Source organism: Pseudoalteromonas phenolica, from assembly GCF_044788725.1.
Lineage (GTDB): Bacteria > Pseudomonadota > Gammaproteobacteria > Enterobacterales > Alteromonadaceae > Pseudoalteromonas > Pseudoalteromonas phenolica_C.
Genome location: NZ_CP173162.1, coordinates 882,769 through 907,440, shown reverse-complemented (window position 1 = coordinate 907,440; position 24,672 = coordinate 882,769). Strand labels below are relative to the sequence as shown.

At 40.6% G+C, this 24,672-nt stretch carries 27 protein-coding genes; 16 read left to right on the top strand and 11 right to left on the bottom strand.

All coding sequences use genetic code 11. The annotated features are described in order from the left end of the window. Nucleotides 1-16: 16 nt before the first annotated feature. Nucleotides 17-1,273, bottom strand: a complete 1,257-nt coding sequence (locus ACH784_RS21480) for a glycosyltransferase (RefSeq protein WP_404395884.1) — start codon at nucleotides 1,271-1,273, stop codon at nucleotides 17-19. 68 nt (nucleotides 1,274-1,341) lie between these two features. Beyond that, a complete protein-coding gene (locus ACH784_RS21475) occupies nucleotides 1,342-2,754 on the bottom strand; it encodes a hypothetical protein (RefSeq protein WP_404395882.1) in 1,413 nt (470 codons plus the stop codon). 464 nt (nucleotides 2,755-3,218) lie between these two features. Here ACH784_RS21475 and ACH784_RS21470 point away from each other — a divergent pair, with 464 nt between their 5' ends. The 7 genes from ACH784_RS21470 (at nucleotide 3,219) to ACH784_RS21440 (ending at nucleotide 9,615) form a co-directional block, all read left to right on the top strand. Further along, nucleotides 3,219-3,650 carry an Lrp/AsnC family transcriptional regulator gene (locus tag ACH784_RS21470; RefSeq protein WP_390444141.1) on the top strand — a complete coding sequence of 144 codons (432 nt, stop codon included), beginning with the start codon at nucleotides 3,219-3,221 and terminating at the stop codon, nucleotides 3,648-3,650. 118 nt (nucleotides 3,651-3,768) lie between these two features. Further along, nucleotides 3,769-4,725, top strand: coding sequence for an endonuclease/exonuclease/phosphatase family protein (locus ACH784_RS21465; RefSeq protein WP_404395880.1), 957 nt, complete (start codon nucleotides 3,769-3,771; stop codon nucleotides 4,723-4,725). A 64-nt stretch (nucleotides 4,726-4,789) separates the two neighbouring features. Next, a complete protein-coding gene (locus ACH784_RS21460; RefSeq protein WP_404395879.1) occupies nucleotides 4,790-5,260 on the top strand; it encodes a glutathione peroxidase in 471 nt (156 codons plus the stop codon). An 11-nt stretch (nucleotides 5,261-5,271) separates the two neighbouring features. Then, nucleotides 5,272-5,703, top strand: a complete 432-nt coding sequence (locus ACH784_RS21455) for a MarR family winged helix-turn-helix transcriptional regulator (RefSeq protein WP_404395878.1) — start codon at nucleotides 5,272-5,274, stop codon at nucleotides 5,701-5,703. A gap of 254 nt (nucleotides 5,704-5,957) precedes the next feature. Further along, nucleotides 5,958-6,794 carry a hypothetical protein gene (locus ACH784_RS21450; protein WP_404395877.1) on the top strand — a complete coding sequence of 279 codons (837 nt, stop codon included), beginning with the start codon at nucleotides 5,958-5,960 and terminating at the stop codon, nucleotides 6,792-6,794. Between the two features lie 11 nt (nucleotides 6,795-6,805). Then, on the top strand, nucleotides 6,806-7,225 hold the full coding sequence (locus ACH784_RS21445; protein ID WP_404395876.1) for an HIT family protein: 420 nt from the start codon (nucleotides 6,806-6,808) through the stop codon (nucleotides 7,223-7,225). 92 nt (nucleotides 7,226-7,317) lie between these two features. After that, the gene (locus ACH784_RS21440; protein WP_404395874.1) at nucleotides 7,318-9,615 is read left to right on the top strand and encodes an ATP-binding protein; all 2,298 of its coding nucleotides are present in this window, start codon (nucleotides 7,318-7,320) and stop codon (nucleotides 9,613-9,615) included. A gap of 9 nt (nucleotides 9,616-9,624) precedes the next feature. Here the strand turns inward: ACH784_RS21440 and ACH784_RS21435 are convergent, their stop codons facing one another. Beyond that, nucleotides 9,625-10,038: a VOC family protein gene (locus ACH784_RS21435; RefSeq protein WP_404395872.1), complete on the bottom strand. Its 414-nt coding sequence runs from the start codon at nucleotides 10,036-10,038 to the stop codon at nucleotides 9,625-9,627. Between the two features lie 305 nt (nucleotides 10,039-10,343). Here ACH784_RS21435 and ACH784_RS21430 point away from each other — a divergent pair, with 305 nt between their 5' ends. Continuing rightward, on the top strand, nucleotides 10,344-11,105 hold the full coding sequence (locus tag ACH784_RS21430) for an isocitrate lyase/phosphoenolpyruvate mutase family protein (RefSeq protein ID WP_404395871.1): 762 nt from the start codon (nucleotides 10,344-10,346) through the stop codon (nucleotides 11,103-11,105). A gap of 181 nt (nucleotides 11,106-11,286) precedes the next feature. After that, on the top strand, nucleotides 11,287-11,919 hold the full coding sequence (locus tag ACH784_RS21425) for a LysE family translocator (protein ID WP_404395869.1): 633 nt from the start codon (nucleotides 11,287-11,289) through the stop codon (nucleotides 11,917-11,919). 20 nt (nucleotides 11,920-11,939) lie between these two features. Here the strand turns inward: ACH784_RS21425 and ACH784_RS21420 are convergent, their stop codons facing one another. Next, on the bottom strand, nucleotides 11,940-12,167 hold the full coding sequence (locus ACH784_RS21420; RefSeq protein WP_404395867.1) for a hypothetical protein: 228 nt from the start codon (nucleotides 12,165-12,167) through the stop codon (nucleotides 11,940-11,942). A 174-nt stretch (nucleotides 12,168-12,341) separates the two neighbouring features. Here ACH784_RS21420 and ACH784_RS21415 point away from each other — a divergent pair, with 174 nt between their 5' ends. Further along, the gene (locus ACH784_RS21415; RefSeq protein ID WP_404395866.1) at nucleotides 12,342-12,836 is read left to right on the top strand and encodes a hypothetical protein; all 495 of its coding nucleotides are present in this window, start codon (nucleotides 12,342-12,344) and stop codon (nucleotides 12,834-12,836) included. A gap of 31 nt (nucleotides 12,837-12,867) precedes the next feature. Beyond that, the gene (locus tag ACH784_RS21410) at nucleotides 12,868-13,476 is read left to right on the top strand and encodes a superoxide dismutase (protein ID WP_404395864.1); all 609 of its coding nucleotides are present in this window, start codon (nucleotides 12,868-12,870) and stop codon (nucleotides 13,474-13,476) included. 63 nt (nucleotides 13,477-13,539) lie between these two features. On the opposite strand, the gene ACH784_RS21405 is transcribed toward ACH784_RS21410, so the two are convergent. The 6 genes from ACH784_RS21405 to ACH784_RS21380 all read right to left on the bottom strand — a co-directional run bounded on the left by ACH784_RS21405 (nucleotide 13,540) and on the right by ACH784_RS21380 (nucleotide 18,355). Next, nucleotides 13,540-14,202, bottom strand: coding sequence for a hypothetical protein (locus ACH784_RS21405; protein WP_404395862.1), 663 nt, complete (start codon nucleotides 14,200-14,202; stop codon nucleotides 13,540-13,542). Between the two features lie 235 nt (nucleotides 14,203-14,437). Continuing rightward, nucleotides 14,438-16,336, bottom strand: a complete 1,899-nt coding sequence (locus ACH784_RS21400; RefSeq protein WP_404395860.1) for a propionyl-CoA synthetase — start codon at nucleotides 16,334-16,336, stop codon at nucleotides 14,438-14,440. 111 nt (nucleotides 16,337-16,447) lie between these two features. Continuing rightward, a complete protein-coding gene (locus ACH784_RS21395) occupies nucleotides 16,448-16,636 on the bottom strand; it encodes a hypothetical protein (protein ID WP_404395859.1) in 189 nt (62 codons plus the stop codon). Then, on the bottom strand, nucleotides 16,636-17,094 hold the full coding sequence (locus tag ACH784_RS21390) for a cupin domain-containing protein (RefSeq protein WP_404395858.1): 459 nt from the start codon (nucleotides 17,092-17,094) through the stop codon (nucleotides 16,636-16,638). Before ACH784_RS21390 ends, ACH784_RS21395 begins: the two co-directional genes overlap by 1 nt. Continuing rightward, nucleotides 17,091-17,465 (bottom strand): DUF4440 domain-containing protein, encoded by a 375-nt coding sequence (locus ACH784_RS21385; protein ID WP_404395856.1) that lies wholly within the window; start codon nucleotides 17,463-17,465, stop codon nucleotides 17,091-17,093. Before ACH784_RS21385 ends, ACH784_RS21390 begins: the two co-directional genes overlap by 4 nt. Before the next feature lie 41 nt (nucleotides 17,466-17,506). Continuing rightward, a complete protein-coding gene (locus tag ACH784_RS21380; protein WP_404395854.1) occupies nucleotides 17,507-18,355 on the bottom strand; it encodes a hypothetical protein in 849 nt (282 codons plus the stop codon). Nucleotides 18,356-18,517: 162 nt separating this feature from the next. Here ACH784_RS21380 and ACH784_RS21375 point away from each other — a divergent pair, with 162 nt between their 5' ends. The 4 genes from ACH784_RS21375 (at nucleotide 18,518) to ACH784_RS21360 (ending at nucleotide 22,262) form a co-directional block, all read left to right on the top strand. Further along, nucleotides 18,518-19,906, top strand: a complete 1,389-nt coding sequence (locus ACH784_RS21375; protein WP_404395852.1) for a DNA-3-methyladenine glycosylase 2 family protein — start codon at nucleotides 18,518-18,520, stop codon at nucleotides 19,904-19,906. Next, nucleotides 19,906-20,427: a methylated-DNA--[protein]-cysteine S-methyltransferase gene (locus ACH784_RS21370; protein ID WP_404397013.1), complete on the top strand. Its 522-nt coding sequence runs from the start codon at nucleotides 19,906-19,908 to the stop codon at nucleotides 20,425-20,427. The genes ACH784_RS21375 and ACH784_RS21370 overlap by 1 nt, the downstream gene beginning before the upstream one ends. Before the next feature lie 81 nt (nucleotides 20,428-20,508). Continuing rightward, nucleotides 20,509-21,837, top strand: a complete 1,329-nt coding sequence (locus ACH784_RS21365) for an ABC1 kinase family protein (RefSeq protein WP_404395851.1) — start codon at nucleotides 20,509-20,511, stop codon at nucleotides 21,835-21,837. Nucleotides 21,838-21,884: 47 nt separating this feature from the next. After that, nucleotides 21,885-22,262: a VOC family protein gene (locus ACH784_RS21360; protein WP_404395849.1), complete on the top strand. Its 378-nt coding sequence runs from the start codon at nucleotides 21,885-21,887 to the stop codon at nucleotides 22,260-22,262. A gap of 44 nt (nucleotides 22,263-22,306) precedes the next feature. Here ACH784_RS21360 and ACH784_RS21355 read toward each other — a convergent pair whose 3' ends face one another. Further along, nucleotides 22,307-23,968, bottom strand: coding sequence for an asparagine synthase-related protein (locus ACH784_RS21355; RefSeq protein ID WP_404395848.1), 1,662 nt, complete (start codon nucleotides 23,966-23,968; stop codon nucleotides 22,307-22,309). A 155-nt stretch (nucleotides 23,969-24,123) separates the two neighbouring features. Here ACH784_RS21355 and ACH784_RS21350 point away from each other — a divergent pair, with 155 nt between their 5' ends. Next, nucleotides 24,124-24,636, top strand: coding sequence for a flavodoxin family protein (locus ACH784_RS21350; RefSeq protein ID WP_404395846.1), 513 nt, complete (start codon nucleotides 24,124-24,126; stop codon nucleotides 24,634-24,636). Nucleotides 24,637-24,672: the final 36 nt, after the last annotated feature.

Genomic DNA, 24,672 nt, shown 5'->3' with positions numbered 1-24,672 from the left:
GAGCTCTGGATAATAACTAGAACTTTTGTCCTTTCTTTAGCACCCACCAAGGCGCCATCGAACTTTCTTCATGGGAACGGCGAACCAGTTCATTGAGCAATGCAAAACAACAAATGGTGCGCATGATCATGGAATAAATGGGATAAAGCGGTAGCCACACTGCTAACTTGAGATCTTGTTTTGGTCGCTCAGATACACCTAATAAAACTAAGGTGTAAAAGTACGCGATGGTGAAAAAATACAGCGTAAAAATAACCAAAGACAAAGACACAATAAATTGCCAAGGATAGATAATCATAGTGACTATTAAATACACCAATACCACAAACGGCAGCATCACATTTTGTAAAAAGCCATAGAGCAAGGTGAATAAAAAGCTTTTCCAACCCAATAATTTTGGCGAAAAGGCTGGCCAGTGTTTTCGAAAATACAAAAACAGTAAATCACCATCCCATCGTAACCTTTGCCATAACAAGGTTTTGAAATCGTCAGGCGCATCAGTGTGACCTATTGCCAGTGTCGCATACGGAATTTTGAGATTAGGGTGGCGCTTAAAGTATTGTTTAATGCGAATGGTTAAGTCGAGATCTTCTGCAGTATGGGTATCCCAGCCACCGATTTGCTTTAAGAAGTCTTTTCTAAATGCGCCAAATGCCCCTGAAATATTGTTAATTAGATTCCATTGCGCAAGCCCTGTTTTACCGCCCTGCATAGACACTAAATATTCGATTGCCTGCATTCTTGTCCAAATAGAGCTGGTTACGTTTCTTACTCTAAGCGCACCACCAACTGCGGGAACATTCGGATCTTCAAACAAACGCACTATGCGGCACAACATATCATTGTCGAACGAGGTGTCAGCATCCACATTGACAACGATGTCACCTTTAGCCGCATCAAGGCCCGCATTTAAAGTAGATACTCGCCCACCGCGTTGCCATTTAGGCAACACTCGAATATGTCGTTTTGTACGTTTGATGGTTTTCATACAAAAATTCGCTACCGCATAGGTATGCTTGTTTTGTACCGCACCATCAACCACAGCGATGATTTCAACTTCGCCCGGATATGTTTGTTCCACCAAAGACTCTATGGTCGTTTTAACCGCATCTCCTTCGGCATAGCAGGTGATGATGCAGCTCACTTTTGGGAAGTAATGAGAGGGCTTTTTTAGCAGTTTTGCATTTGCCCTACGCCACTTAATTACGCCTAGAGTGATCAACACAAACAACGGCATTTCGTAGGCCAAATACATGGGAACAAACATCATCATTTGGGTAAAAAACTCCGTCGCTTGTGAGAATATGTTGGCGACTAGATACCAGATAGTATTTAGTTCCCTCAAAACTCAATACTCCTAGCTTGCTCAAGCGCCTCAAACAACCACATATTCACATCATCAGACATGCTTTTATCTGGCAGCGCCAACGCTTTAATAGACAAGGCGATATTCTTATCTGACTGTAAAAGCTCTATTTCATTAAGTTTTTGATAGATTTTTGGCAATTGTGCTAATGGAGTGAGTGGCAAAAACAACAGTAAACTATGCTCTTCTTGTACACAGCAAATATCGGTAAGACGAATGCTTTTTGCTATCCGCTGCTCTAGCTCATCAAACAGTGAAAAAGCCACTTTCTCGCCTTTGTCTTGAATGAATTGCTCGACGTTTTCCATTGTAATGTAAACAACGCTATGCTCTTGTTTGTGCCTGAGCGCCAAGTTATTTTGCCACTGTAATAACCAGCAAAATTGCGTGAAGTTAATATTTTCAGCTTGGTCGAACATGAAGCTATTAAACTTTTCACCAAATTTCGCCAAATTGCGGCCATTTGCTGATAGCTTGTAGCTATTAACACTCTGCACTATCAGGTTATTTACGTCATTTTTCTCACCGCAATCCATGCAGTCTGCAACCACATCTGAGTCTACAAATAAGTTAAAACAGCTATTGCACTGCTGATTTTCTATGGGTCGGTCATAATCAACGCCAATATGACGAAGCGGTTTTGAACAGTTTGGGCACCCCAATCCGATTTGCTGCTTAAACTCATGTTCTGCTGCAACATGACCGCAATTAAAACAATGCAAACTTGCCTTAAGTCCTATATCTATAGATTGGCAAGACGGGCAAGTATCAACATAATTAAGATGACCACTGTGGCAAGACTGACAATAACGCACGCGATTAACCAATGAATCGACTTCTAGCCAGTTTCTTCGAACCATAGAGGCAAGCCAATTAATACTGTCTTCTGGTTTTATGCCCCAAGCTTGAAGTAACGGGTACCAATACAGAGATTGCATTTGAGGCGATTTTGCTGGCAATAAAGTCGCATTTTTAAACACCCACAAGTAACTGAGTAACTTCATCACCGCGGTTTCAACTAAAGTGCTGTTTACTGCCAACTGCTTTTTACGGGTTTCACTAAACTCAGCCAATGATTTGCTTTGCTCAGACCAAATACCATTAGCCAAATGAGTCGACAGCGAACTCGCTTGGCAAACAAATATGGTGCTTAACCAAAACGTCTCTGACTGCCTTAAGAAAGCCAATGTTTCATCTTGTTTTTGAGCTGGTAAATCTAAAATGATTAACCCAAGATGTTGCTTTGCTGAAAACTCAGTCTCAAACGAATCGATGTTTTTGAAATAAAGCAGCTCTGTTAAACCAAAACTTTTCAGGGCTTTATCGTTTTCAGCAATAAAAATAGAAGAAGAAAAAAAAGAAAGGTGAGACTTAGACTGTTCGAGCATACAACATTAATCCATTAACTACTTAAATAGAACAAAGCAACGAGCAAAATCTACCATCGATTCCACTATCGTTTAGCCATATTTATTAATCAATAATTTGCTTAGCCATCAAATTGACTCAATAAATACGCTTTCTAAAACTACGAAGATAGTACCACAAATAATTTATAGCTTAAAAGAGGAATAAATAAAAAAACTAACTATATTAATAAGATAAGAATAAATCGCATCAATACCAGAGGTAGAGTAAAGACACTAAATAAAACATAGAAACACTTTGTAACATTTGTTTTTTATTTCACTCCTTGCAAATAGCGAGCAAATTATAAGGCTGAATAGCCTTTCAATATAAAGCGAAGATTGTTGCAAATGTTAATCGAATTTAGTCCTGCAATATCACTTTCATAAAAATATGGGCCGTGTAAAATTCTTGCCTGACTAGAAATCTCAAAAAGTGCTTTATAGTGGATAAGTTCGACAAACAGATCATTGCTGAATTAAAAAAGAATGCGCGACAAAGCGTCTCGGCCATTGCCGATACCGTGAGCCTTTCTCGCTCCGCCGTTACCGAGAGAATTAAAAAGCTCGAGCAAAATGGCGTCATTCGAGGCTATCAAGTACTGCTGAGCGAATCTCAAAAAATTGGTGTGTCTGCTTATTTTGAAATTCAGCACCAATGTGCACGTTGCTCTGAAGTCGTGCCTTTGTTTCAGGCTATTCCAGAAGTGGTCACTTGTCGTGGGATCACGGGTGATATGGATTTATTGGTTTTTGTTCAAGCTGAATCAATGCAGCGTTTACATGAAATTCGTGAACACCTCGACGCCCAGCCTGATTTTGTGAAAATAAAAACCCATGTGGTGATGAGTGAGTGGATTGACAACCGAGCTGGTTAATGCCCTAAAAACTCATTAAGAATAAGCGCTCATATTAAACACCAAAGGACTAAAACTTCTCATTTTTTTGTCACCTAGACTAAAGTTTAGCTAAATAGAAACAAAACTTGGTGATGCATTGTTATTCATATTACTACTAATTGAGCTAGTTTTACTCCTGCTGATCTTACTGCCTTTAGTGGCATTAAGTGGCGAGTATTACCTGCTCGATTTACTGAGTAACTTTCAACTTCACTTCTTTTTATTAGCGCTGTTTTTTAGCATTCCTTTGCTGCTAAAGTCAGTCAAAATCGGCGCGATATCAGCCATTCTCTCAATCGCACTTTTTGCCAGCAGCCATCTTTGGTGGTTTAGTAAAACACAACCATTAGAAACCAAATCTTTTGACGCGTACCCCAAACTGCATATCGTGCAAGCAAACTTAAGTTACTACAACCCAGTGCTACGAACTGCCGTTGAAGAGCTGAACTCGCTCGATGCCGACTTATATCTTTTTTACGAATTTAACCAAGAACAAAAACCACTCTTTTTAGAAAGCGCAGCTAAGCGTTATAAGTTTGGTGATGGGGATTATGATGGCTTTCCTGATGGCATGGGAATAATTAGTAAATACCCACTTACCAACATAAAAAAACATAAAGTTTTACCACGAAAAGGCACGGTTATTACGCTGACTTTGCAATTACCAAAACAAAAACTCGATCTCATTTTATTGCACCCACCCTCACCACGTACCCCAGATAAATGGCAAAAGCGCAATGTATTATTAGGCAGTGTTCAACCCTTAGTTGAACTGGCTAAAAATAAACATATTCTGGTGGCTGGTGACTTTAATACCACACCTTGGTCAAATCATTTTCCACGCCATCATCAACTCACCCCTTGCTATCAACAAACTGGCATGTATGCATCTTGGCATGCTTCTAAATACCTACATCCTTATGGTTGGTTAACGGGTTTACCGATAGATCATTGTTTAACGAGTAACAGCGTTAAAGCCTCTCAATTTAAAACCCACTCCCTACCGGGTAGCGATCATCTAGCATTAGATTACAAAATATTATTAGTTGATTAGTGTTTGATCTTTTATATCGCGCACGATATAGTCTTGCACAGTTAAAATAAAAGGTGCTTAATTTATGTTTTATGATTTAAAAGCGACAAGCTTACAAGGCAAACCAATCAACTTCTCTGATTTTAAAGATAAGGTCGTATTAATAGTTAATACCGCAAGTGAATGTGGTTTTACTTACCAATATGAAGGCTTGCAAAAGCTTCACGAAGAATACGCAGACAAAGGGCTTGTGATCATCGGTTTCCCTTGCAATCAATTTGGTAATCAAGAGCCTGGAGATGCCAGTACCATTCAGCAAGGGTGTTTGATTAACTATGGCGTTGACTTTTTGATCAGCGAAAAAGTTGATGTAAATGGTGAAAACGCGCACCCAGTTTTTCAATATTTGAAGTCTAAGAAAACAGGTTTTTTTGGCAAAAACATTAAGTGGAATTTCACAAAGTTTTTGATCAATCGTCATGGTGAAGTTGAGAGCCGATTTGCGCCAGTGACTAAACCGCAAGCAATTGCTAAAAAGATTGAAAAGCTACTGTAGAGAGTGCGCAAATGCAAAACGATGATTTACTTAAATTAGAAAATCAGTTGTGCTTTCCGCTTTATGCCGCGTCTAGGCTGGTAACGCGTCTTTACCAGCCTTTGCTTGAAGCCCATGGCCTGACTTATCCTCAATATATTGTTTTGTTGATCCTCTGGGAGCAAGATGGCTTAACGGTGAGTGATATCGGTGATAAAGCCATGCTCAGCAGTAACACCTTAACGCCGCTACTAAAAAGAATGCAGAGCGCCGAATTAGTCGAAAGAGCAAGAAGTGAGTTTGATGAACGTAAAGTGATCATAAAACTGACTGAAAAAGGGCACGCATTAAAAAGCGAAGTCGCTTGTATTCCTATGCAATTACTAGAGAATAGCCAAATCGATATTGAAAAAGCTAAGCAACTGAAAAGCTTATTAGACGAGCTCATCAATAAGTTAGCTTAACGAAAGCTCAGGTTAAATAACCTGAGCTCTGGATAATAAATCTATCTCCAGCGGCTACTTTCAACGTTAACAGCGTTGAATTTACTTACAATAGGCCAGCTATTGACGCGTAAATTCGCCTTGTTATCGCTAAAAGTCTCCGGCTGCAGACTTGAAAAATTACTTATTATCTTAATATCAATACGTTAGTAAATCTCTTAACCAAAGCTCAGGTTAAATAAAAAACACGAGAAGAAATGGCAAAAGGACACTTGATGAAGAGTGTGATACTTGTTCGCATATCTTGCATAATTTTTAGCTTGGCACTCATTGATGCAATCGGTGCGTTATTAGGCTTTTGGTCAATTGAGGGCCATGAAAGAAACACCATCTTAACCATTGAGAGTGTGGTTTTGATTGCATTGCTGATTAATAGTTTAATGATAAAGCGATGGGTCAGCATTAATACGAGTGACAGCGCCCTCATTAAAATCGCATGGCTTAGCTTTTTAGCGCTTTGCTTTTGCCTTCTAGGCGATGTGACTAACTTCAATCTCCCCGAAACCTTCTATCGGTATGAAAGCGTCATCAAACATGACTATTTAGTCGACTCTATTTTCTTCTTTTTACCCGGCTACACCCTACTTTTACTCGCTGGTTTTCGTGCCATCGAATTAAACACCAAAGATAAACGTTTTATCAGATATCCTGTGTTTGCGGGAAGTGTAGTAGGTGTGCTTTCTATGTTCATGATGCATCTTCCTAACACGGGTTGGTTTATCACAATTAGCACAGGCATTTATGCCATGCTGATTGGCGTTGTTGGTTTTACTGGCCTTTCGTTTATCTTATCTTGCGGCGGTTTTAAAGCATCAAAAGGTGAGTTACTGGTCGGCACAGGCTTTATTTTGGCTGCTGTTGCTGATGCCATCATCGGCAACTTTTGGATATACGGTAATCAAGGCGAAGGGTTTTATCCGCAAGTCAGATATCTTAATTGGATGGTTTACATAGCCTCGCAATGCTTGGTGATCCACTTACCGCATCTACTTGTAATAAATTCTAAGTATTCGCATGATAAAAAACAGCAAGATTACAATCCTGTGACGTAGCCGAGGCAAAAATGAAAGATCAATACCAAGCAAATAACATCTTTGCGAAGATTTTAAAAGGCGAAGCCCCTTGCATTAAATTATTTGAAGACGACTATACGCTTGCTTTTATGGATATCATGCCGCAAAAAGAAGGGCATGCTCTGGTTATTCCAAAACAAGCTGCTACAACGATTTACGATCTCACAGACCAAGCCGCTCTGGCTTGTATGAAAACAGTACAGAAAGTAGGTAAGGCCGTTGAGCAAGCATTAAACGTGCAAGGTACTTCGATTGTGCAGCATAATGGCAATGCCGCAGGCCAAACTGTGCCACACTTTCACTTTCATATCATTCCTGGTTCATTACACGGCTTAAAAGCACACGCTGAAGTGAAAGCTAAGCCGGAGCATATAGAAAAAGTCGCTGAAAAGATTAAAAAATTCATCTAAAGCCAAAATTTGCTAAGCGTGTAAAACCGTCTAATCTTGTAAGTATTACAAGAATTTTATAAAGCACTTCAAGCTTACTTGGGCGAGAGTTTATGCCTCAGCAACCCGGCTCTCAGGGGCTAAATCGTTCCATTTACATCGTTATTGCATTGAGCGCCTTTGTTCATGCTGTCACCTTTTTACTGGCCAAATCGTCTTTCTCTCAATGGCGTTGGCAGCATATTCCCTTTCATAGTGCCATCGAAGTATTTGGTGGTACAATCGCTCTATTCGTTTGCTTCTTATTGTTAAATCTAGAAAAAAATAATCGAGGAACCAGTTTTAATATTCCTATTGCCGCCGCTGTCGGGGCGATGGGTATCCTAGATGTTTCCCATGCCCTCGTTGAACCGGGTAAGCTATTCGTGTGGTTTCATTCCACTGCCACATTTTTTGGCGGTGTATTATTTCTTTTAATCATACTCCCTGTATCAACACAAACTCAACTGAAACGTGGCTTCACTTATGTGGTTTTAAGTGCCACCTTTTTACTTTCAATTTTCTCTTTCAGCTTCCCTCAACTCGTGCCTCATATGGTTGTAAATGGTCGGTTTTCATCATTTGCAGTCATGTTGAATACCATTGGCGGAACATGTCTTTTAATTGCCTCGATCAAACTCTACGTCAGTTACAAACAGAACAAAAAAACCGATGACCTGTTATTTATTCTGCATAGCTCCATGTTTGGTCTTGCCGCTATCATGTTTCAGCAATCTTTTTTATGGGATTTATCTTGGTGGGGGTGGCATTTATTAAGATTATTAGCCTATGGCGTTGCTTTGTGGTTTGCTCTTTTAAACGAAAAATACTTATTTGCTCAACTAAAACAGACTGCCACAACCGCAGCAAAACAAGTTGAAATAACCGAACAGCAACAAGCCGCTATTTTAGCTGGGCTAAATGATGCCGTCGTCGTGGTTGATAAGTTAGGCAAAATAAAGCTGTTCTCTAAAAGTGCTGAGGCCATGTTTGATATAAAAGCCGATACCGCATTGACCTTAGATGTTAACCAGCTTATTGAGAGTAAAGAGCACAAAAACTTACTTTCGGCTTTCACTCAACTCTTAACCAAGCAAAAAACCAATGAGTATCAAATAAAACTAGCAGGGATAAAATACAACGGTGCTACATTCCCAATAGACATAACCGTGACGCAACTTGAGTTAGAAGGTGAAACGCATTTTGTTACAGTGATCAGAGACATCACTGTACAAGTTGAACAAAAGAGAAAACTAAAACAAGCAGTCACAGCTGCAGAATCGGCAAATATTGCTAAAAGTGCATTTTTGGCCAATACCAGTCATGAGATCCGTACACCCATGCATGGTTTGTATGGCAATCTACAATTGTTAAGGGAACTTACACTTCCGCCAGCAGCCGAACAATATGTCCATAGTGCCATTAGTTGCTCGAAGAATCTGATGGTTATCATCAACGACATTTTAGATTTTTCAAAAATTGAAGCCGGAAAGTTAGACATAGAAAAAGTGCAATTTGACCTGATAGACCTGCTGGAGAATATAAAGCAAGAGATGCAAAACCAAGCCAATCAAAAAGGGCTCAGTTTGGTATTTGATAACTCTATTTCAAATCGTTTTTGGTTAGGTGATCCGGTTAGAATTTATCAAGTGTTAAGTAATATTACTTCAAATGCCTTTAAGTTTACGCCAACTGGCAGCATCATCTTTACCGCTGAATATTGTAGCGATTCAGAACAACTCAAATTTATTGTAAAAGACACAGGCATTGGCATGTCTGAAGCCCAAGTTGACCGCCTATTTAATCGTTTTGAACAAGCTGACATTACGACCACACGAAAATATGGTGGCACAGGATTAGGCATGTCTATTACCAAATCATTAGTGGGGCTGATGCAAGGTGATATAAGCGTGCAAAGTGATCAAGATTCAGGCTCTACATTCACTGTCACACTCCCCGCCGAGCGTTCTGATATTCAGCAAGCTAAGAACTCCCCTCCTGACTTAATCAAAGACCTGTCTCATTTACACATTTTGCTGGTTGAAGATAACGTTATGAACCAAATGATTGCCAATGCAATGCTGGCAGACACCAATGTTAAGATAACCTTGGCTGAAAATGGCCAAATTGCGATTGATAAACTAAATGATGATATTGATTTAGTGTTGATGGATATTCAGATGCCAGTGATGGATGGTATAGAAGCGACTGGACATATAAAAAATATGCGCCCTGATTTAATCGTTATAGCCTTAACAGCCAATGTTTCTTCAACAGATGTCGCTTTATACCATTCGACAGGATTTGCTGATGTGATTGCCAAACCCGTCGATAAAGAACAGATGCTATCTATCTTATATAAGCATATTTAATCGAAAGCTTTAGTCAGCATTTCGTTCATTCGGTAAATCAGATAAATACTCTACAAACTCCACTTCAAAACCGTCTGGGTCGATGAAATATAGGTTTTTTCTAAATGGATGCTCACTGCCAATTTTATCTATTTCAAAACCAGCCGCTAACATTCTTTTTGCAAGCGCCTCGATATTTTGAACGACATAAGCAAAGTGCGCGAGGCCCACTTGATGCCCTTCTAGCTTGCGGTTGTCACCTTCACCGTGGTCGCTCATAGCCAAATAATGGTAGTCATCACCAAAATGCACCCACGTACGCTGTTTACCATACCATTCTCCTTCACCTTTGCTGCGAATAAACCAATGTGGAAATGCTGCTTGATAAAACTTGAGTGAACGTTCGATATTACTGACGACTAAATTTACGTGTTCTAAATACATAATGCGCTCCTTACTTATTAGCCATGGTTGCGTTAAAAAGTTGCGTGATTCTTTCGATTATTTTTGTGTGCTTCATTGTCTTCATCCTTTGATTATTTTCTTGTCTGTTGATTTGATGAAGCAACTTTAAAAGCTCAAGTTAACTTGAGGTAAAGTGCAAATTTTACGATTGGTATGATTGAAAAAATTGATGAAAGCTAAAAGCTAAAAATAATACGAACATTCAGTTCCGAAACTGTCGAGTAAAGGCCTCTCCTTCACTTTAATATTTACCTCGTTAACTAATATCTCACTAGGAATTCTTTATGTTTAAAAAACTACATCAGCAAGAAACTCCACTTATACTTTGTAATGTATGGGACGCAGCGAGCGCTATCGTTGCCGAAAAGCTAGGCTATCAGGCAATCGGTACATCAAGCGCCGCCATTGCGACATCATTAGGAAAAACTGATGGTCAAAACATTTGTTTTGACACATTACTGGCGGTCGTTAAGCAAATATCAGAAGTAACCACATTACCGCTTAGTGTTGATATCGAAGCCGGTTATGCTGACACGCCACAAGAGATTGTCGAGAACATAACAAAACTGGCAAAGTTAGGAGTGGTGGGTATTAATATCGAAGACAGCCAATTAACAAATGGCCGCAGATCTTTAGTCGATAAACATGATTTCAGTGAGAGACTGTCACAAGTTAAAGCATTATTGAATGGCACAAACATTGAAATGTTTATCAATGTTCGCTCAGATACTTATATCGTTGATGCAGCCACAGCTTTACCTGAAACAATCGAGCGAATTAACTTGTACGAAAGCGCAGGGGCTGATGGTATCTTCTTACCTTGCTTAACGGCTCCTGATGATATCAGCAAAATTGTTGCACACTGTTCTTTGCCACTCAATGTCATGTGCATGCCAGAGCTTGCCTGTTTTGACCAACTGCAACAACTCGGTGTTAAACGTATTTCAATGGGTAATTTTGTTTACGATTATCTGCTCGCCCGCTTAGAAAAGACCCTCTCGTCTATTAAGCAACAAGGTTCGTTTGAACCATTGAGTTTAGGTTAAAGCTCATAAATTTTGGGTCACGTATCAGTAAAATGTAACTATGTTTTTTCTGATACGTTTTTCTCAACGCGCTTTTAACTAAATTTTAGTCACTCATTAAGCCACTTTGATCTATTCGTGTATACTGCGCCGTTTGAAAAATAATAAGCCGCAACGGCTGTGCATTCACTAAGGAAAAGTAATGATTGATTTGAGTATTCTGCCGCTGTTTTTTATCGCCTCTGTTATGCTTGTACTTTCACCGGGGCCTGATCTTTTACTTATTTCAACATACTCATCTTCAAAAGGCTTTAAAGCGGGTTTCATGCTGGCGATTGGTATATTGTTAGCCGGAATAGTACAAACCTTGCTAGTCGCCTTTGGGCTAGGCCAACTCATGCAACAAATGCCACCAATTGCAATGGCGATTAAAATCATCGGTGCAATTTATTTGGCTTGGTTAGGGATTAATCTCATTAAAACTTGGTATGCCAATCAAGCGATACCAAGTGAAGCCTTGCCTTTATCGGAGTTAGCGCCAATGCAACTTATCAGCAAAGGGTTGTTGAATAACTTATTGAACCCGAAAGCTTTATTATTTTTTAGCTTGTTTTTACCGCAATTTACCACTGCCAACTCAAGTTTGACGGGTCAAATTCTCATGCTCGGCACTTTGCTAAGTCTCATTGCTTTTGCTTTCAACACATTATTTTCATTAGGATTTAGTAAAATTGGCGCTTACTTAGGAAATAAACTTCGCTTGGGTAAGCATATAGATGGGTTACTCGGCGTCATATTTTTAGGGCTAGCGGCAAGGCTAATGACACAAAAATAGTTCAGATAACCCTTACTCTTTTATTTATCGTCTCCGTTATCTTCTTTACGTTTTGGTTGTTCTTGCTTTGCTTTAGCCACGTTTTTAAATGCCGGTGGTGGAATTGGAAACAATGAAATCAGCGGCATGAGTGCCATGAATAAATAGGCACCTTTGGGCATTTTCTTTGCCCATTTTGTCGCTCTTCTTCCCAAAAAAACAAACAGTAAAATAATTAAAACACCTAACCCAGTGGTTAAAAAATCCATTTTAACTTACCAACATTCTGACTAATACATAATCAACTTAATTGTGATCTCCCTCCTTTAATTCAAGTTATTACATATAAATTTATGCCCTATAAGTAATTTCACTTTGACAACAAAGCCGAAAAGATTAAATATAAATAACAATCATTTTCAATTGTATTTTATATTTTACTTATGGATACCAATAACACGCTGATCCAACAGGCTATGCTCACTTGGCAAAATACAATATGCGAGGGTAACAGCGCATTCGAAAACAATCGCTTCATTACTGCAGACAAATTATACCAAGATAGCTTAGAGCACTTAGCTGATATTGGTGGTTTTATAACTTCAAATACACCGCCGCCTACATCTTGGGTTATTGATCAATTTGTACCAGCACTTGTCGTGTCGTACTTGAATTTAGTCGACTCTTCTATGGCTCAAGGAAAACATGAAATCGCATGTGACTTCTTAGTTGAGGGCTATAACGTGGTGTGTGATTGTGGACACTGCTTACTAAATGCAACCCAAGACGAGAACCACTATTTATTTTCAAAACATTTGTCTCAGCTACAGCATCATTCATTTGCAATTAGAAAGCATCTAACTCAATCGCCTAGTTTATTAACTAAGCTCGAAAAAATTTCAGAACCCTATTCCGCCACATCGCTGACTTATCACTAATTTATATCTATCAAAACCGAAGGAGTGCTTAATGCCATTCACACTACCAAAACTAAATTATCAATATGACGCATTAGAGCCGCATATCGATACAAAAACCATGGAAATTCACCATACCCTGCATCATCAAACCTATGTAAATAAAGCAAACGAAGCGCTTTCAGATACTGAATTTGCTGAGAAAAGTGACGAGTGGTTATTAAGAAATATTCAAACTCTACCAGCCTCTCTTCAAGGTGCAGTGAGGGACCATGTTGGTGGGCATCATAATCACAGTCTATTTTGGGAAGTGATGTCTGAGAACGGCGGGCAGCTACATGAAGGCAAACTGGCTGATGATATCAATAAAACATTTGGCAACTTTGACACTTTCAAAGAACTTTTCATCAAAGCTGCACTCACACGTTTCGGTAGCGGCTGGGCTTGGCTAGTTGTGAACGAGCAAGGTGAGCTACAAGTAACCAGTTCACTCAATCAAGACAGCCCACTAATGGATAATCTAGTGCCTATTTTAGGCTTAGATGTATGGGAACATGCCTACTACTTGAAGTACCAGAACCGTCGTCCGGAATATATTAATGCCTTTTTCAATGTCATTAATTGGGCCGACGTAGAGCGCAGATACTTAACAGCGATTTAATATAAACATTGCAAATTTAATATGTTATGTGCTTCAAGTCATTCAACCTGAAGCACTCATTCATCACACCATTCTTTTTAGCAAATCAAATTTATCAACGTCATTCAGACCGAGATCTTCAAATTGCGTATTGATCCGATTGCTAAAGTCGAGCCTTTGGTTTTCTTCGTCTGGCTTTTCTTTTCCGGCCAATAACTCATCAATTTGTAACTGCAACTGAGCTCGTAAATCAGCAGTTATGTCTCGTAACTTTTCTTTATCAGAACGATTCAATGTAGTGTCTTTGTCTATATCTTGCTCTGCTAAGGCTAACATTTCTAAGCGAACTTTAAGTTCTTTATATTCTAGATAGTTAATTCCTAAGTTATTGAACAGGAGCGCTTCGTTGATTTCTGAAGGTAAGATTTTTACCTCAATTGGCTCTTCCATAATATCAACCATGGTCTTTCTGTAGGTTTCGATACTTCGTTCACGTTCATCAAGGTTTTGATCAACTTCTGCCCTAGCATTGGCTTTAAAGTGCGAATACAAGTTTTTTGCTTGCTCTGAAATAGGTAAGTTCTTACTGATCACCCCTATGGCAGTATCAGTATTCGGCACAGGTGACTTTGATAATTGATCCATCAAGTTATTGTATTTATTTAACCACTTATCGTTCTTTGGCTCAGTATCTATATTTGAATTAACCGAAAAGTTCGCAGTTTGAGGGGTATTTTGAATTTTCATCACTGTCCTTATAAATTCTGAAACGCTTGCCGTTGAGGCGAGTAAAATAAATGCGAGAATTTATTACAGCAAACTTTGTTCCATATTCAGCTTATATAAAAACAATTAAATTTCAGTAAATTAGACTATATCGAAAAATTTGAATGACTATTATTGGTGAGTTTTTGCCGTATATAAACTAAAGAGGCAATTTAACATTGCCTCTTTAAAAACCTAGCCTCATCTAAATGAGAGCTTACCCTTGCAGCGCATGCCATTTAGCTTGGATCTCTTCAATCACCGCTGGGTCTTCAATGGTCGAAGGAACTTGTATTTGCTCACCATCAACCAACTGTCGTAGGTTTTTGCGCAGTATCTTGCCAGAACGAGTTTTAGGTAAACGCTCTACGACCTGAATGGTTTGCAAACAGGCAATGGCACCGATTTGAGCACGAATAGAGGCGCGGATCTCATCGGCTATTTCGTCGTCTTGCTTGGTACAGCCTTCTTTCGTTACCACCATAGCAATAGGCACTTGTCCTTTCAGGTTATCTTTACTGGCAAACACCGCACACTCGGCCACACTTGGATGCGCCGCGACCACTTCTTCCATTTCACCGGTTGATAAACGGTGGCCCGCCACATTAATCACGTCATCGGTTCGTCCCATGATAAACAAGTAGCCATCTTCGTCGATATAACCGCCATCACCCGATAAATAATAGCCTTTGTATTGAGACAAGTAGCTTTGTTTAAATCGTTCAGCGTTGCCCCAAATTGTGGTTAAACAGCCCGGTGGTAGCGGTAATTTTACTGCAACCACACCTTGTTCATTCGCTTCGCATTGACTGCCATCCACATCAAGAATGTGAACCTGATAACCAGGAACCGCTACTGTCGAGCTACCCGCCTTGGTTGGTAACATTTCGATGCCAACAGGGTTACAGGCAATCGGCCATCCTGTCTCTGTTTGCCACCAGTGATCAATCACTGGAAGGCCGGTTTTTTCTTGTAGCCATTCATAGGTTGCAGGGTCCAGTCTTTCACCTGCTAAAAATAGTCTCTCTAAACTAGACACATCGTATTTTGCCAATAGCTCAGCTTCAGGATCTTGCTTTTTAATCGCTCTGAAAGCCGTAGGCGCACTAAACAATGCATTCACTTTGTACTCTTCTACCACTCGCCAAAATGCACCTGCATCTGGTGTAAATACAGGCTTACCTTCGTATAAAACCGTGGTGCAGCCGTAAATTAACGGCCCATAAACAATATATGAGTGGCCGACGACCCAGCCTATGTCAGAAGCAGCCCAAAATACTTGCCCAGGCTGCATGCCATACACGATTTGCATGCTGTAATTAAGTGCCACCGCATGACCACCCTGTTCGCGTAAAACACCTTTCGGAGTGCCTGTGGTGCCAGAAGTGTAAAGAATATAAAGCGGGTGAGTTGCAGGAAGTGGTACGGCATCTGTCGATTGTGCTTTTTTTAGTACAGTTAGCCAATCTAAATCTCGCACATCTTGTAACTGAGCTTGGGCTTGTGGTCGTTGGAAAACCACGCAATGATCGACTTTGTGCTCGGCAAGCTCGAGTGCTTCATCGAGCATAGGTTTGTATTCAATTATGCGGCTAGGCTCAACACCACAAGATGCAGTAAGCACAAGTTTAGGTTTGGCATCGTCTATACGCATAGCGAGTTCACGTGGGGCAAAGCCACCGAATACCACTGAATGAACGGCGCCAATTCGGGCGCAGGCTAGCATAGCTATAGACGCTTCGGGGATCATCGGCATGTAAATCACCACGCGATCGCCCGTTTCTACCCCTAAATTTTTTAAGCCACCAGCAAACAAGCTGACCGCTTCATGAAGTTGGTTATAGGTGTATGTTCGTTTTTGCTCAGTGACTGGCGAGTCATAAATAAGCGCCAACTGCTCGCCTCGCCCCTGTTCAATATGATGATCGAGTGCCAAATAACAGGTGTTTAACTCACCATCTGCAAACCAATGGTCAAGTTGCTCATAGCATTGGCTGACACCTTGAGTCGGCTGTGTATGCCAGTTCAGCTTTTGTGCTTGTTTAAGCCAAAACGCCTCTGGGTCCTGTTGAAAATCTTGATAGTAAGACTGATAGTTTATGTTTGTTGTTGTCATAATAGTGCCTTTAACTTCGCCAAATAACCTTGGTTAATTTATGGTCTTTACACTCTCACGCTAGTTTACGCTGACGTTAAAGGACACTAGACTTTAGTCGATTTACCCTAATTAAAGGTTGAGTTGCTCAACTTTAGGATAACGCTCACTTGAATATTCATGATAAATATCATCAAGATAGCCTCTAAGTTCTGAGGCTGTTAAATAATCAGGAATAACGACATCATATACTCGACTTCGTATGCCAGTTTGCGATTCTTTATAAAGTCGCCACTGTTCAGATTCTCTTCGAACCGACATTAGGACGCCAAACACATTAAATCGATACTGCATGTGTTACCCCAGCGCTTAATCGTTAACGGTTTATCTTTTACACCTGAATAAAATACCATGATCTCAGCATCCTCTGTGCCGGTGCTAGTCCCCAAATGCCATGTATCGACCACTTCTACAATGGGATCGCCCGCTTGCATAAGTAACGTCTCTCCTTTTTGCGTTTTTACAGTGAGCTCACCTTTTAATAACACACCTACGTTAATAACTGGGTGTTGGTGCATAGGTAAGGTTACGCCTTTTGGAATAGTAATGCGCAACACAGTCACTTCAGGCTGACCTTGCGGGTAATGTGGTAGCTTGGTGCCATTCCAGCTATTTGAGGATTTCACAACCTCTACCACCTTGATTTCATTCTTAGCTTGCTCAGTAGATACACAAGCAAAAAGAGGGAGTAAGCACAGAGCAAAAAAACTATTTTTCATTTTATTAATTCAAACGCGTCGCAAGACGTTCCTTGATGATATCTTAACTGCCAGCCTATCTCTGTTTCTTGCCAGAGTGAAGCCCGCCTTGAAAAAGCATCGACTTTTCCGTCTTCATAAACCCAAGCGGCGTCGTAAGTCAGCAGCCTTGAATCAGGTCCAACTGTAATACATTGAAAGTTTTGAGAATGCACAAAGCCCGCTTCATACGGTTCAAAAGCGAGCATTTCTAAAATACCCTGAAGCTCGTAACGTTTGCCTGACGCGCCAACCTCAACGAACTCAGGGTGGAGCAGACGCGTAACTTTACTGACGTTTTGTCTCACTTCATATTGATGGAGTGCAACTTCCTGTGTGATCAGAATATCCATATCTTTCCCCCTGCTATCTTATAAAAGTTTAGCAAAGATAATTACAGTGCATTGAAATGTTTTTGTTTCAGCTTTGGAAAGTCGGTCCGATTTTTATATTTTAAATACAAGTTATTAAACACCGCCGCTTTTGAAAGCTTGTCCAATGCCGTTAAAAATTGACGCCCCGATTGCTGCTCTGACGCTTTACAGCAGGTCTGATAAGCTTTGATCAGCTCAGCAATGGTTTTATATTTGCCTTGCTTCAGTTTGAGTTGATATTGTGCTTCAATAAAAAATGCCACACCACTCCAATAAACACGCTGCTGAGCGTTGAGTTGCCACATATTGCTGCTCACATTCGCTAAGCGCGTATCTTTAAGATGTGACAACCGATAGGTATTAGATTGTCCGCGTTCAAGCCCGGCTTTGAGTCGCATCATCATATTGTCAAAGGTAATAATGCCGCTGTCTTTCATGATTTGGTTTTGCAAAAAAGTCGCCAAGCCTTCACTCAACCAGAAGTCTTCGTAATTTAATAACGGGTGATATAAATGGGCTAACTCGTGATACAGCGTCCAGTCGTTTTTTAATTGTTTAAGACTCGCATAGCGACTAAATTGAAGCTCAACACCATCTAGCTCACCGCGAAAGACTTCGGCCCAAGGTACGGCTTCAAAGGCAAAGTATTGTGGCTTCAAATATATTGGTACGTTTTTTTGTATTAAGGGCCCGAGTGTTTTTTGGGTTGCAACTAAGCCATGATTTATCCAGTTTTTCACTTTAATTTGCTGCGCTTCGTTGAGCTCTGACAAGCCAATGAAGTCAGCTTTTGTATGAACGAACCGAGCAGCCAAACTGTATTGAGAAAACACCAATATAAGAAATGCCAAGCCATAAATAATTTTCAATTGCCACCTCACAACGCCCGATTTCAGTTTCCTAAAACAATACTCTATCAATGCAATTTTAGATGACCTGTGAAAGCAGGTTTTACATTCAGTGCCGTTTTTGGCTAGTAGTCTGGCACTATCTACATATAATGACTGCAAGCATATTTAATTGGAGCGCTTATGCTCAGTCTCGAAACCTGTCAAAAAGCCCGTTTTTCAAGAGATCCCCGCTTTGATGGCAAGTTCTTCATTGCTGTCAAAACTACGGGTATCTATTGCAGAACGATTTGCCCTGCATCGCCACCAAAAGAAGAAAACGTAGAGTATTTTAAAAATGCAGTGCAGGCAGCGGAGGCTGGCTATCGTCCATGTTTACGTTGTCGGCCAGACAGCGCGCCAAGTTCGGCGGCCTGGCAAGGCAATGGCGCAACCTTAAATCGTGCTGTTCGTTTAATTGACGAAGGTGCATTACAAACGGGTTCTATTGTTGAACTCTCTACAAGATTAGGCGTCAGCGATCGCTATTTACGAAAACTATTTAACGAAAAAATGGGCGTTTCTCCAAAAACGTATGCACTCTATCAGCAGTGCTTATTTGCCAAAAAACTACTGCATCAAACCAGTTTGCCTATTACCGAAATTGCGCTCGCCAGTGGCTTTGACAGTATTCGTCGCTTTAACGATTGCTTTAAACAACAGCTTAAACTTACCCCGACTCAAATGCGTAAACAGACGAGCAAACATAATGCAAAACTGACTTTAAAGCTGTCGTATCGTCCGCCATTTGATTGGCAAAAGATGCAGCGTTTTTTATCTGCCAGACTTATTCCGGGGCTTGAATGGATTGGCGATAATTTTTATGGCCGCAGCTTCATTTATCAAGGTGTTAAAGGCCAGTTTACCGCTCACCATCAAGCTGAAAAGCATCAATTCTTGGTCGAAATTAGCCTTGAAGACAATCGTGTTCTCAAACCTGTTGTCAGCAATATTCGCCGTGTACTCGATTTAGACGCCGAACTCGAGCAAATCGAGCATGATCTCACTGACGCACTCGGCACTAATACACTGATAAGCTCTGGGTTGCGCTTGCCCGGTATTTGGGATGTATTCGAAGCGGGTATGCGCGCTATTTTGGGTCAGCAAATATCTGTAACTGCTGCCAAGAACTTAGTGATAAAACTGGTTGAAACCTTAGGTGAAAAACAAGCCAATGAGCAAGAGGCATATTGTGAAAATGTGCTGTACTTCCCGACGCCCGAAGCCATTGCGCAAAGCGACTTAGCATTTTTTAAAATGCCCGAAAGCCGAAAACAAACCATTACAAGATTTGCTCAATTTGCTCAAAACCAACCCGTTGAAGCGCAAAATCCAGATAACTGGCTGGCACTCAAAGGGATAGGCCCTTGGACAGCGAATTATGCGAAAATGCGCGGCTTAAGCGACCCAGATATATTCCTCGCGACCGATCTTGGGGTAATTAAAGCACTAAAAGCACACGCTGATTTTGACTCAGAAAAAGCCGCCCCTTGGCGCAGCTACCTTACTTTTCAACTATGGGACAAACTATGATGTTTTGCGACTACTTTGAAAGCCCACTTGGCACGATGGAAATAAAAGCAACAGATAAAGGAATTTGTCAGGTCATATTCTGTGGCGAACATAAAGAGTCTGTTGTACCGTCAAAACTCATCACCCTATGTATTGCGCAACTTGAAGAATATTTTGCCAGTACTCGACAAAGCTTTGATCTCCCTCTTGACCCTGTGGGCACTGAGTTTCAAAAGTCAGTCTGGCAAGCGTTGTGCGAAATTCCATTTGGTCACACTTATTCATATTTACAGCTCGCACAACAGCTTAATAACCCGAAAGCCGTGCGTGCCGTCGGTGGGGCTAACGGCAGAAACCCAATAACCCTGATTGTGCCCTGTCACCGAGTGATTGGCGCATCGGGCACGTTAACCGGTTACGCAGGAGGCGTTGAGCGAAAACAATGGCTTCTAGCACACGAAGGCGTATCTGGTTTTGCCAAACCGCTCGTACTGGATGAAGTCATTCATACTCGACAAGATAAAACACAATTTTTACGCTAGTTTCAGAGGACTAGAACGATCTAAAGTGACCTTTAGATCGTAATTACAGAAGTTTAGCATTTTAAGCGCTTAATCATTTGTATGGATAAAAGTAAATCAGTTCCAACGTCTCGTTTTTCTCGGCTCAGTAAATTTGGCTTACTCGCCTCAAAAGTAGCCGGCAATGTCTTAATAGACAGCGCAAAGTCAGTCGCCAAAGGTGAAAAGCTAAATAAACAATCCTTGATCCTTTCCCCCAAAAATATCGAGAACCTGGCTGAACAGCTCGCTCAACTTAGAGGTGCGGCCATGAAGTTAGGGCAACTTTTATCTATGGACTCAGGTGAAGTATTGCCTCCCGAACTGAGTAAATTATTGGCAAGGCTGAGATCAGAAGGTCATGCCATGCCCCACAAGCAATTAGTTGGTGTACTTAAATCGCATTGGGGGGATAACTGGCTCGACAAGTTTTCACACATCGAATTAAAACCTTTTGCCGCCGCTTCTATTGGTCAAGTCCACAAGGCCACACTTGAAAATGGTGAAAAGTTAGCGGTAAAGATTCAGTACCCTGGGATCGCAAAAAGCATAGAAAGCGATGTCGATAACCTTGCAAGCCTTCTAAAAATGAGTGGCTTATTGCCAAAGCATATCGACATGGCACCGCTCATTTTTGAAGCAAAACAACAGCTTTTAGATGAATCTGATTATCAACTTGAAGCCCGTCACTTACAGCGCTATCAAGAGAACCTAGAAGACTTTGAACAGTTTAAAATACCCAAAGTGATTAATGATTTAACCACTGAGCATATTCTCAGTATGGAGTTTGTTGAAGGTATCGATTTAGAAGCCTGTGTGTCTTTGCCACAAACCCAACGTGACGCCCTTGCAAGCGACTTAATTTATTTATTCTTCTTTGAGCTTTTAAAATTTAATACTGTGCAAACCGACCCTAATTTTGGCAATTATCTTTATCAGCCCGATACGGGAAAAATAGTATTACTGGACTTTGGTGCAACCCGAGAGCTTACACAATCAGTATGTAACGGCTACTTTGCACTCTTTTCTGGTGCCATGTCTGAAAATCGCAATTTAGTGGCATCAGCTGCTGAGCAAATTGGTTATTTCAACTCTGACATAGACTTGGAGTACAAACATAAAGTCGTGGATATTTTTATGCTTGCTTGCGAACCGCTTAGACAAGATAAAGCCTATGACTTTGCTGCGAGCCCTCTCGCCAAACAAATACGCGGCAAAGGGCTTGAGATGAGTACTGATAAATCCAAATGGCACTCTCCTCCCATTGATGCACTGTTTATACACCGAAAACTGGCAGGGCTTTACCTGATTGCCGCAAAACTTAATGCCAAGGTGAATGTACAACAGTTGTATAAATCTTTCTTACAACAGGCAAAACTGGCTCAAAGATAACACTGGGTGTAGCATGGGGTAATCGCCTAAATAAAAAGGATTACCCCATGAATTTAAATCAGGTCACATTGCCAGTTAAAAATATGCCAATCGCCGTAGAGTTTTACCAAACGCTTGGCTTTAAACTGATAGTTGATACACCGCACTACGCACGATTTATGTGTCCTGAAGGGGAAGCGACATTTTCTCTTTCTCTAAACGAAAACGATTTTAATAGCGGCACCACCATTTATTTTGAGCACCAACAGCTAGATGATTGGGTTGCTAATCTGCAAGACAAAGGCATCGAGTTTGCTCAACTCCCTACAGATGAACGTTTTTTATGGCGTGAAGCCATATTACATGACCCGTCTAAAAATAAAATAAAACTCTATTGGGCTGGCGAGAATAGGTTAAATCCACCTTGGCGTGTTAACCCAGATTAGGGCTAACACGCTATTTTTAGAATTTCATGATAGTCCTCACTTAACTACCATTTCAAAATATTCTCTACCACTTTAAGTTTGTCGTTATACACTTTTAAACCCAAACTATGTAACACAGCAACAGCGCTAAAAGACGGGATATTGACCATGCGCTTGTGCTGGCTGAACATCAGGCTGAATAAAAGCCCATATACTTTTGCCGTGTTAAATTGTTTTGGACGTTTGATCTGCCATTGATCTATGCCTTCTTTTGGCAAAGTACAAGGAATATGATCTGGATAAGCCTGCCAAGGGGCATCAAGCGCTTCAGGAAACGCATACTGCAAGAAGTCATGATAAAAGCGGTGTTTTCTCACCCGTGAAATAGGCTGAGACAGCACATGACGCAACACTTTCCATGAATAAAATGGCAGACAGAAATCCATTTGGTAATCGTCAACTTTATCGAATGGGATCGCCAAATGATGGTGCTGATCATTCAACAGCAAGAATAGGTAATAGGCTTTATCTAACGGCACATCACCGAATTGCTTTAATGAGCGAATAATATTGGCTTTTAACGTTGCTTGCATGCCTTCAGCGCCGCGAATAATAGACTTAGGAATATACGCAAATTGCTGTGATAAATACGCATCAGCTAGATGCTCAACATCTTGAGTTAACGCCGCTTGATACACTTTTTCAGAGTAGTAAATTACACCCAAGCCAACACTCCCGCCATTACCTGACCAAGAAAGCCCAGGGCGAGTTACACGGTAGTAATCTGGGTGAGCACCGTTACGCCAATGCTTACCGAGCCTGTCTTCAACCGTTTTTGCTTGCGTGTCTTTTACTTTGATAACATCAAGGTTGATGTTCTGACTATCAGCAAACGCTTGCGCACAGTATAAATCTTGGGTTTTGCCTTGAGAAAAATTGAGTGCTGACATGTCTAAATTTCGGCGCTTCAATAGACAAGCAATTAGTCTTGAATCTAAACCGCCTGAAAGTGTAGTGAGAACATGTTTGTCATTACCAAGGTATTTATCAACGTTATTGTCTAGGTCTTGTTTTAGCCCTTCTAATGCGCCTTCATAGTATTCACCCGCTTTAGCCAATTCACACCAGTCAAAATATTGAGTTTTGCGCACACCTAAACTCGACGCCTGCACGCGATGACCCGGTTGAATACATGAAATCTCTTGATAATGAGTATGATCGAACAAATAATAACCTAATGTCGCGTATTCCATCATGCCTTCTTCATTACAAGTCAGTGGTAAGCCTAGCTCTTTTAACAAGCTGAACTGGGTGCTAAAAATAAACGCCCCTTCATAATACATATAATAGAATGGACGAATACCTAGGGCGTCTGTCGCAATATCTAAACAGTTTGATTCTTTGTTGTAGCGGGCCATGCAAAATACCCCTTCACATGACTTCAACATATTATCGGTGTAGTTTTTATTTAGGGTGTCTAAGTCTCTGACTCTATCTGAAGACAGCAACGGATGACCAACAAGCGTTGCAATTTGCGAATCTGTTTGCAAAAAAGCACTTGGCCCGAAGGTTTGATAGTCGAGTGTCGCCATATACAAGGCGCGCTCTTGCACTGAATTAAACTGGCCGTCGACACGATTTTTTTCTTCTAGCTTGAACTTTTCAATAATAAAATCATGCTGTTGTGTCAGCCCCGATGCACAATAAATTCCGAATAATTTAGCCATGAGGGTCACCTTGTTATCTATTAAGTTTATCTTTTAGTTATTAGATAAAACTCAAGCTTCGTACCAAGCTGACAAAAAATTTAAAAAAACACCTTTACCTAAAGTTAGGTTGAGCTTTTAAGCTGCGTGCCATTCAAACTAAAAGGAAGCATACAATGGCAAATACCCTCATACTTTTCTCTAGCGCCAATCAAGCAGGTAACACCTATCAACTGACTCAGGCTGTACGCTCACAAATAGATGAAAACCACACCCGATATTTTAACTTAGACTCACACAACTATGCCGATTACAACTATCACAACTTTTATAGTCGAGATGACTTTTACGACATTGCAGAAGCACTCTCATGGGCTGATAACATCGTTTTTGCCTCTCCAGTTTACTGGCACGGTGTCACTTCGAATATGAAGCGTTTAATTGACCGCATCACAGAACTAACAGAAAACCCTGAGATTAAACACATAGGTAAAGGGCTTAAGAATAAAAAAGGATTTGTACTGACGACTTCTGCCAGTAAAGAAGTTTGCCCTATTTTTGCTGGTTTCTTCGAAAAAGTGTTCAGCTATTTTGATATTCACATGACTGAGCTTTTACACCTTGATTGCAGTAAAACACTTACATTACCCAATGAGAAAATAGAAAGCTTTGCCCATCAACTAATATGATTATTGTTCTATTAAGAAGTAACACCTTTATTTAAG

Bases quoted from the DNA above. Each gene is read 5' to 3' on its own strand.
- ACH784_RS21480 (WP_404395884.1), bottom strand. From the start codon at position 1,273: ATGATGATGTTTGTTCCCATGTATTTGGCCTACGAAATGCCGTTGTTT.
- ACH784_RS21475 (WP_404395882.1), bottom strand. From the start codon at position 2,754: ATGCTCGAACAGTCTAAGTCTCACCTTTCTTTTTTTTCTTCTTCTATT.
- ACH784_RS21460 (WP_404395879.1), top strand. From the start codon at position 4,790: ATGTTTTATGATTTAAAAGCGACAAGCTTACAAGGCAAACCAATCAAC.
- ACH784_RS21455 (WP_404395878.1), top strand. From the start codon at position 5,272: ATGCAAAACGATGATTTACTTAAATTAGAAAATCAGTTGTGCTTTCCG.
- ACH784_RS21450 (WP_404395877.1), top strand. From the start codon at position 5,958: ATGAAGAGTGTGATACTTGTTCGCATATCTTGCATAATTTTTAGCTTG.
- ACH784_RS21445 (WP_404395876.1), top strand. From the start codon at position 6,806: ATGAAAGATCAATACCAAGCAAATAACATCTTTGCGAAGATTTTAAAA.
- ACH784_RS21440 (WP_404395874.1), top strand. From the start codon at position 7,318: ATGCCTCAGCAACCCGGCTCTCAGGGGCTAAATCGTTCCATTTACATC.
- ACH784_RS21435 (WP_404395872.1), bottom strand. From the start codon at position 10,038: ATGTATTTAGAACACGTAAATTTAGTCGTCAGTAATATCGAACGTTCA.
- ACH784_RS21430 (WP_404395871.1), top strand. From the start codon at position 10,344: ATGTTTAAAAAACTACATCAGCAAGAAACTCCACTTATACTTTGTAAT.
- ACH784_RS21425 (WP_404395869.1), top strand. From the start codon at position 11,287: ATGATTGATTTGAGTATTCTGCCGCTGTTTTTTATCGCCTCTGTTATG.
- ACH784_RS21420 (WP_404395867.1), bottom strand. From the start codon at position 12,167: ATGGATTTTTTAACCACTGGGTTAGGTGTTTTAATTATTTTACTGTTT.
- ACH784_RS21415 (WP_404395866.1), top strand. From the start codon at position 12,342: ATGGATACCAATAACACGCTGATCCAACAGGCTATGCTCACTTGGCAA.
- ACH784_RS21410 (WP_404395864.1), top strand. From the start codon at position 12,868: ATGCCATTCACACTACCAAAACTAAATTATCAATATGACGCATTAGAG.
- ACH784_RS21405 (WP_404395862.1), bottom strand. From the start codon at position 14,202: ATGAAAATTCAAAATACCCCTCAAACTGCGAACTTTTCGGTTAATTCA.
- ACH784_RS21400 (WP_404395860.1), bottom strand. From the start codon at position 16,336: ATGACAACAACAAACATAAACTATCAGTCTTACTATCAAGATTTTCAA.
- ACH784_RS21395 (WP_404395859.1), bottom strand. From the start codon at position 16,636: ATGTCGGTTCGAAGAGAATCTGAACAGTGGCGACTTTATAAAGAATCG.
- ACH784_RS21390 (WP_404395858.1), bottom strand. From the start codon at position 17,094: ATGAAAAATAGTTTTTTTGCTCTGTGCTTACTCCCTCTTTTTGCTTGT.
- ACH784_RS21385 (WP_404395856.1), bottom strand. From the start codon at position 17,465: ATGGATATTCTGATCACACAGGAAGTTGCACTCCATCAATATGAAGTG.
- ACH784_RS21375 (WP_404395852.1), top strand. From the start codon at position 18,518: ATGCTCAGTCTCGAAACCTGTCAAAAAGCCCGTTTTTCAAGAGATCCC.
- ACH784_RS21370 (WP_404397013.1), top strand. From the start codon at position 19,906: ATGTTTTGCGACTACTTTGAAAGCCCACTTGGCACGATGGAAATAAAA.
- ACH784_RS21365 (WP_404395851.1), top strand. From the start codon at position 20,509: ATGGATAAAAGTAAATCAGTTCCAACGTCTCGTTTTTCTCGGCTCAGT.
- ACH784_RS21360 (WP_404395849.1), top strand. From the start codon at position 21,885: ATGAATTTAAATCAGGTCACATTGCCAGTTAAAAATATGCCAATCGCC.
- ACH784_RS21355 (WP_404395848.1), bottom strand. From the start codon at position 23,968: ATGGCTAAATTATTCGGAATTTATTGTGCATCGGGGCTGACACAACAG.
- ACH784_RS21350 (WP_404395846.1), top strand. From the start codon at position 24,124: ATGGCAAATACCCTCATACTTTTCTCTAGCGCCAATCAAGCAGGTAAC.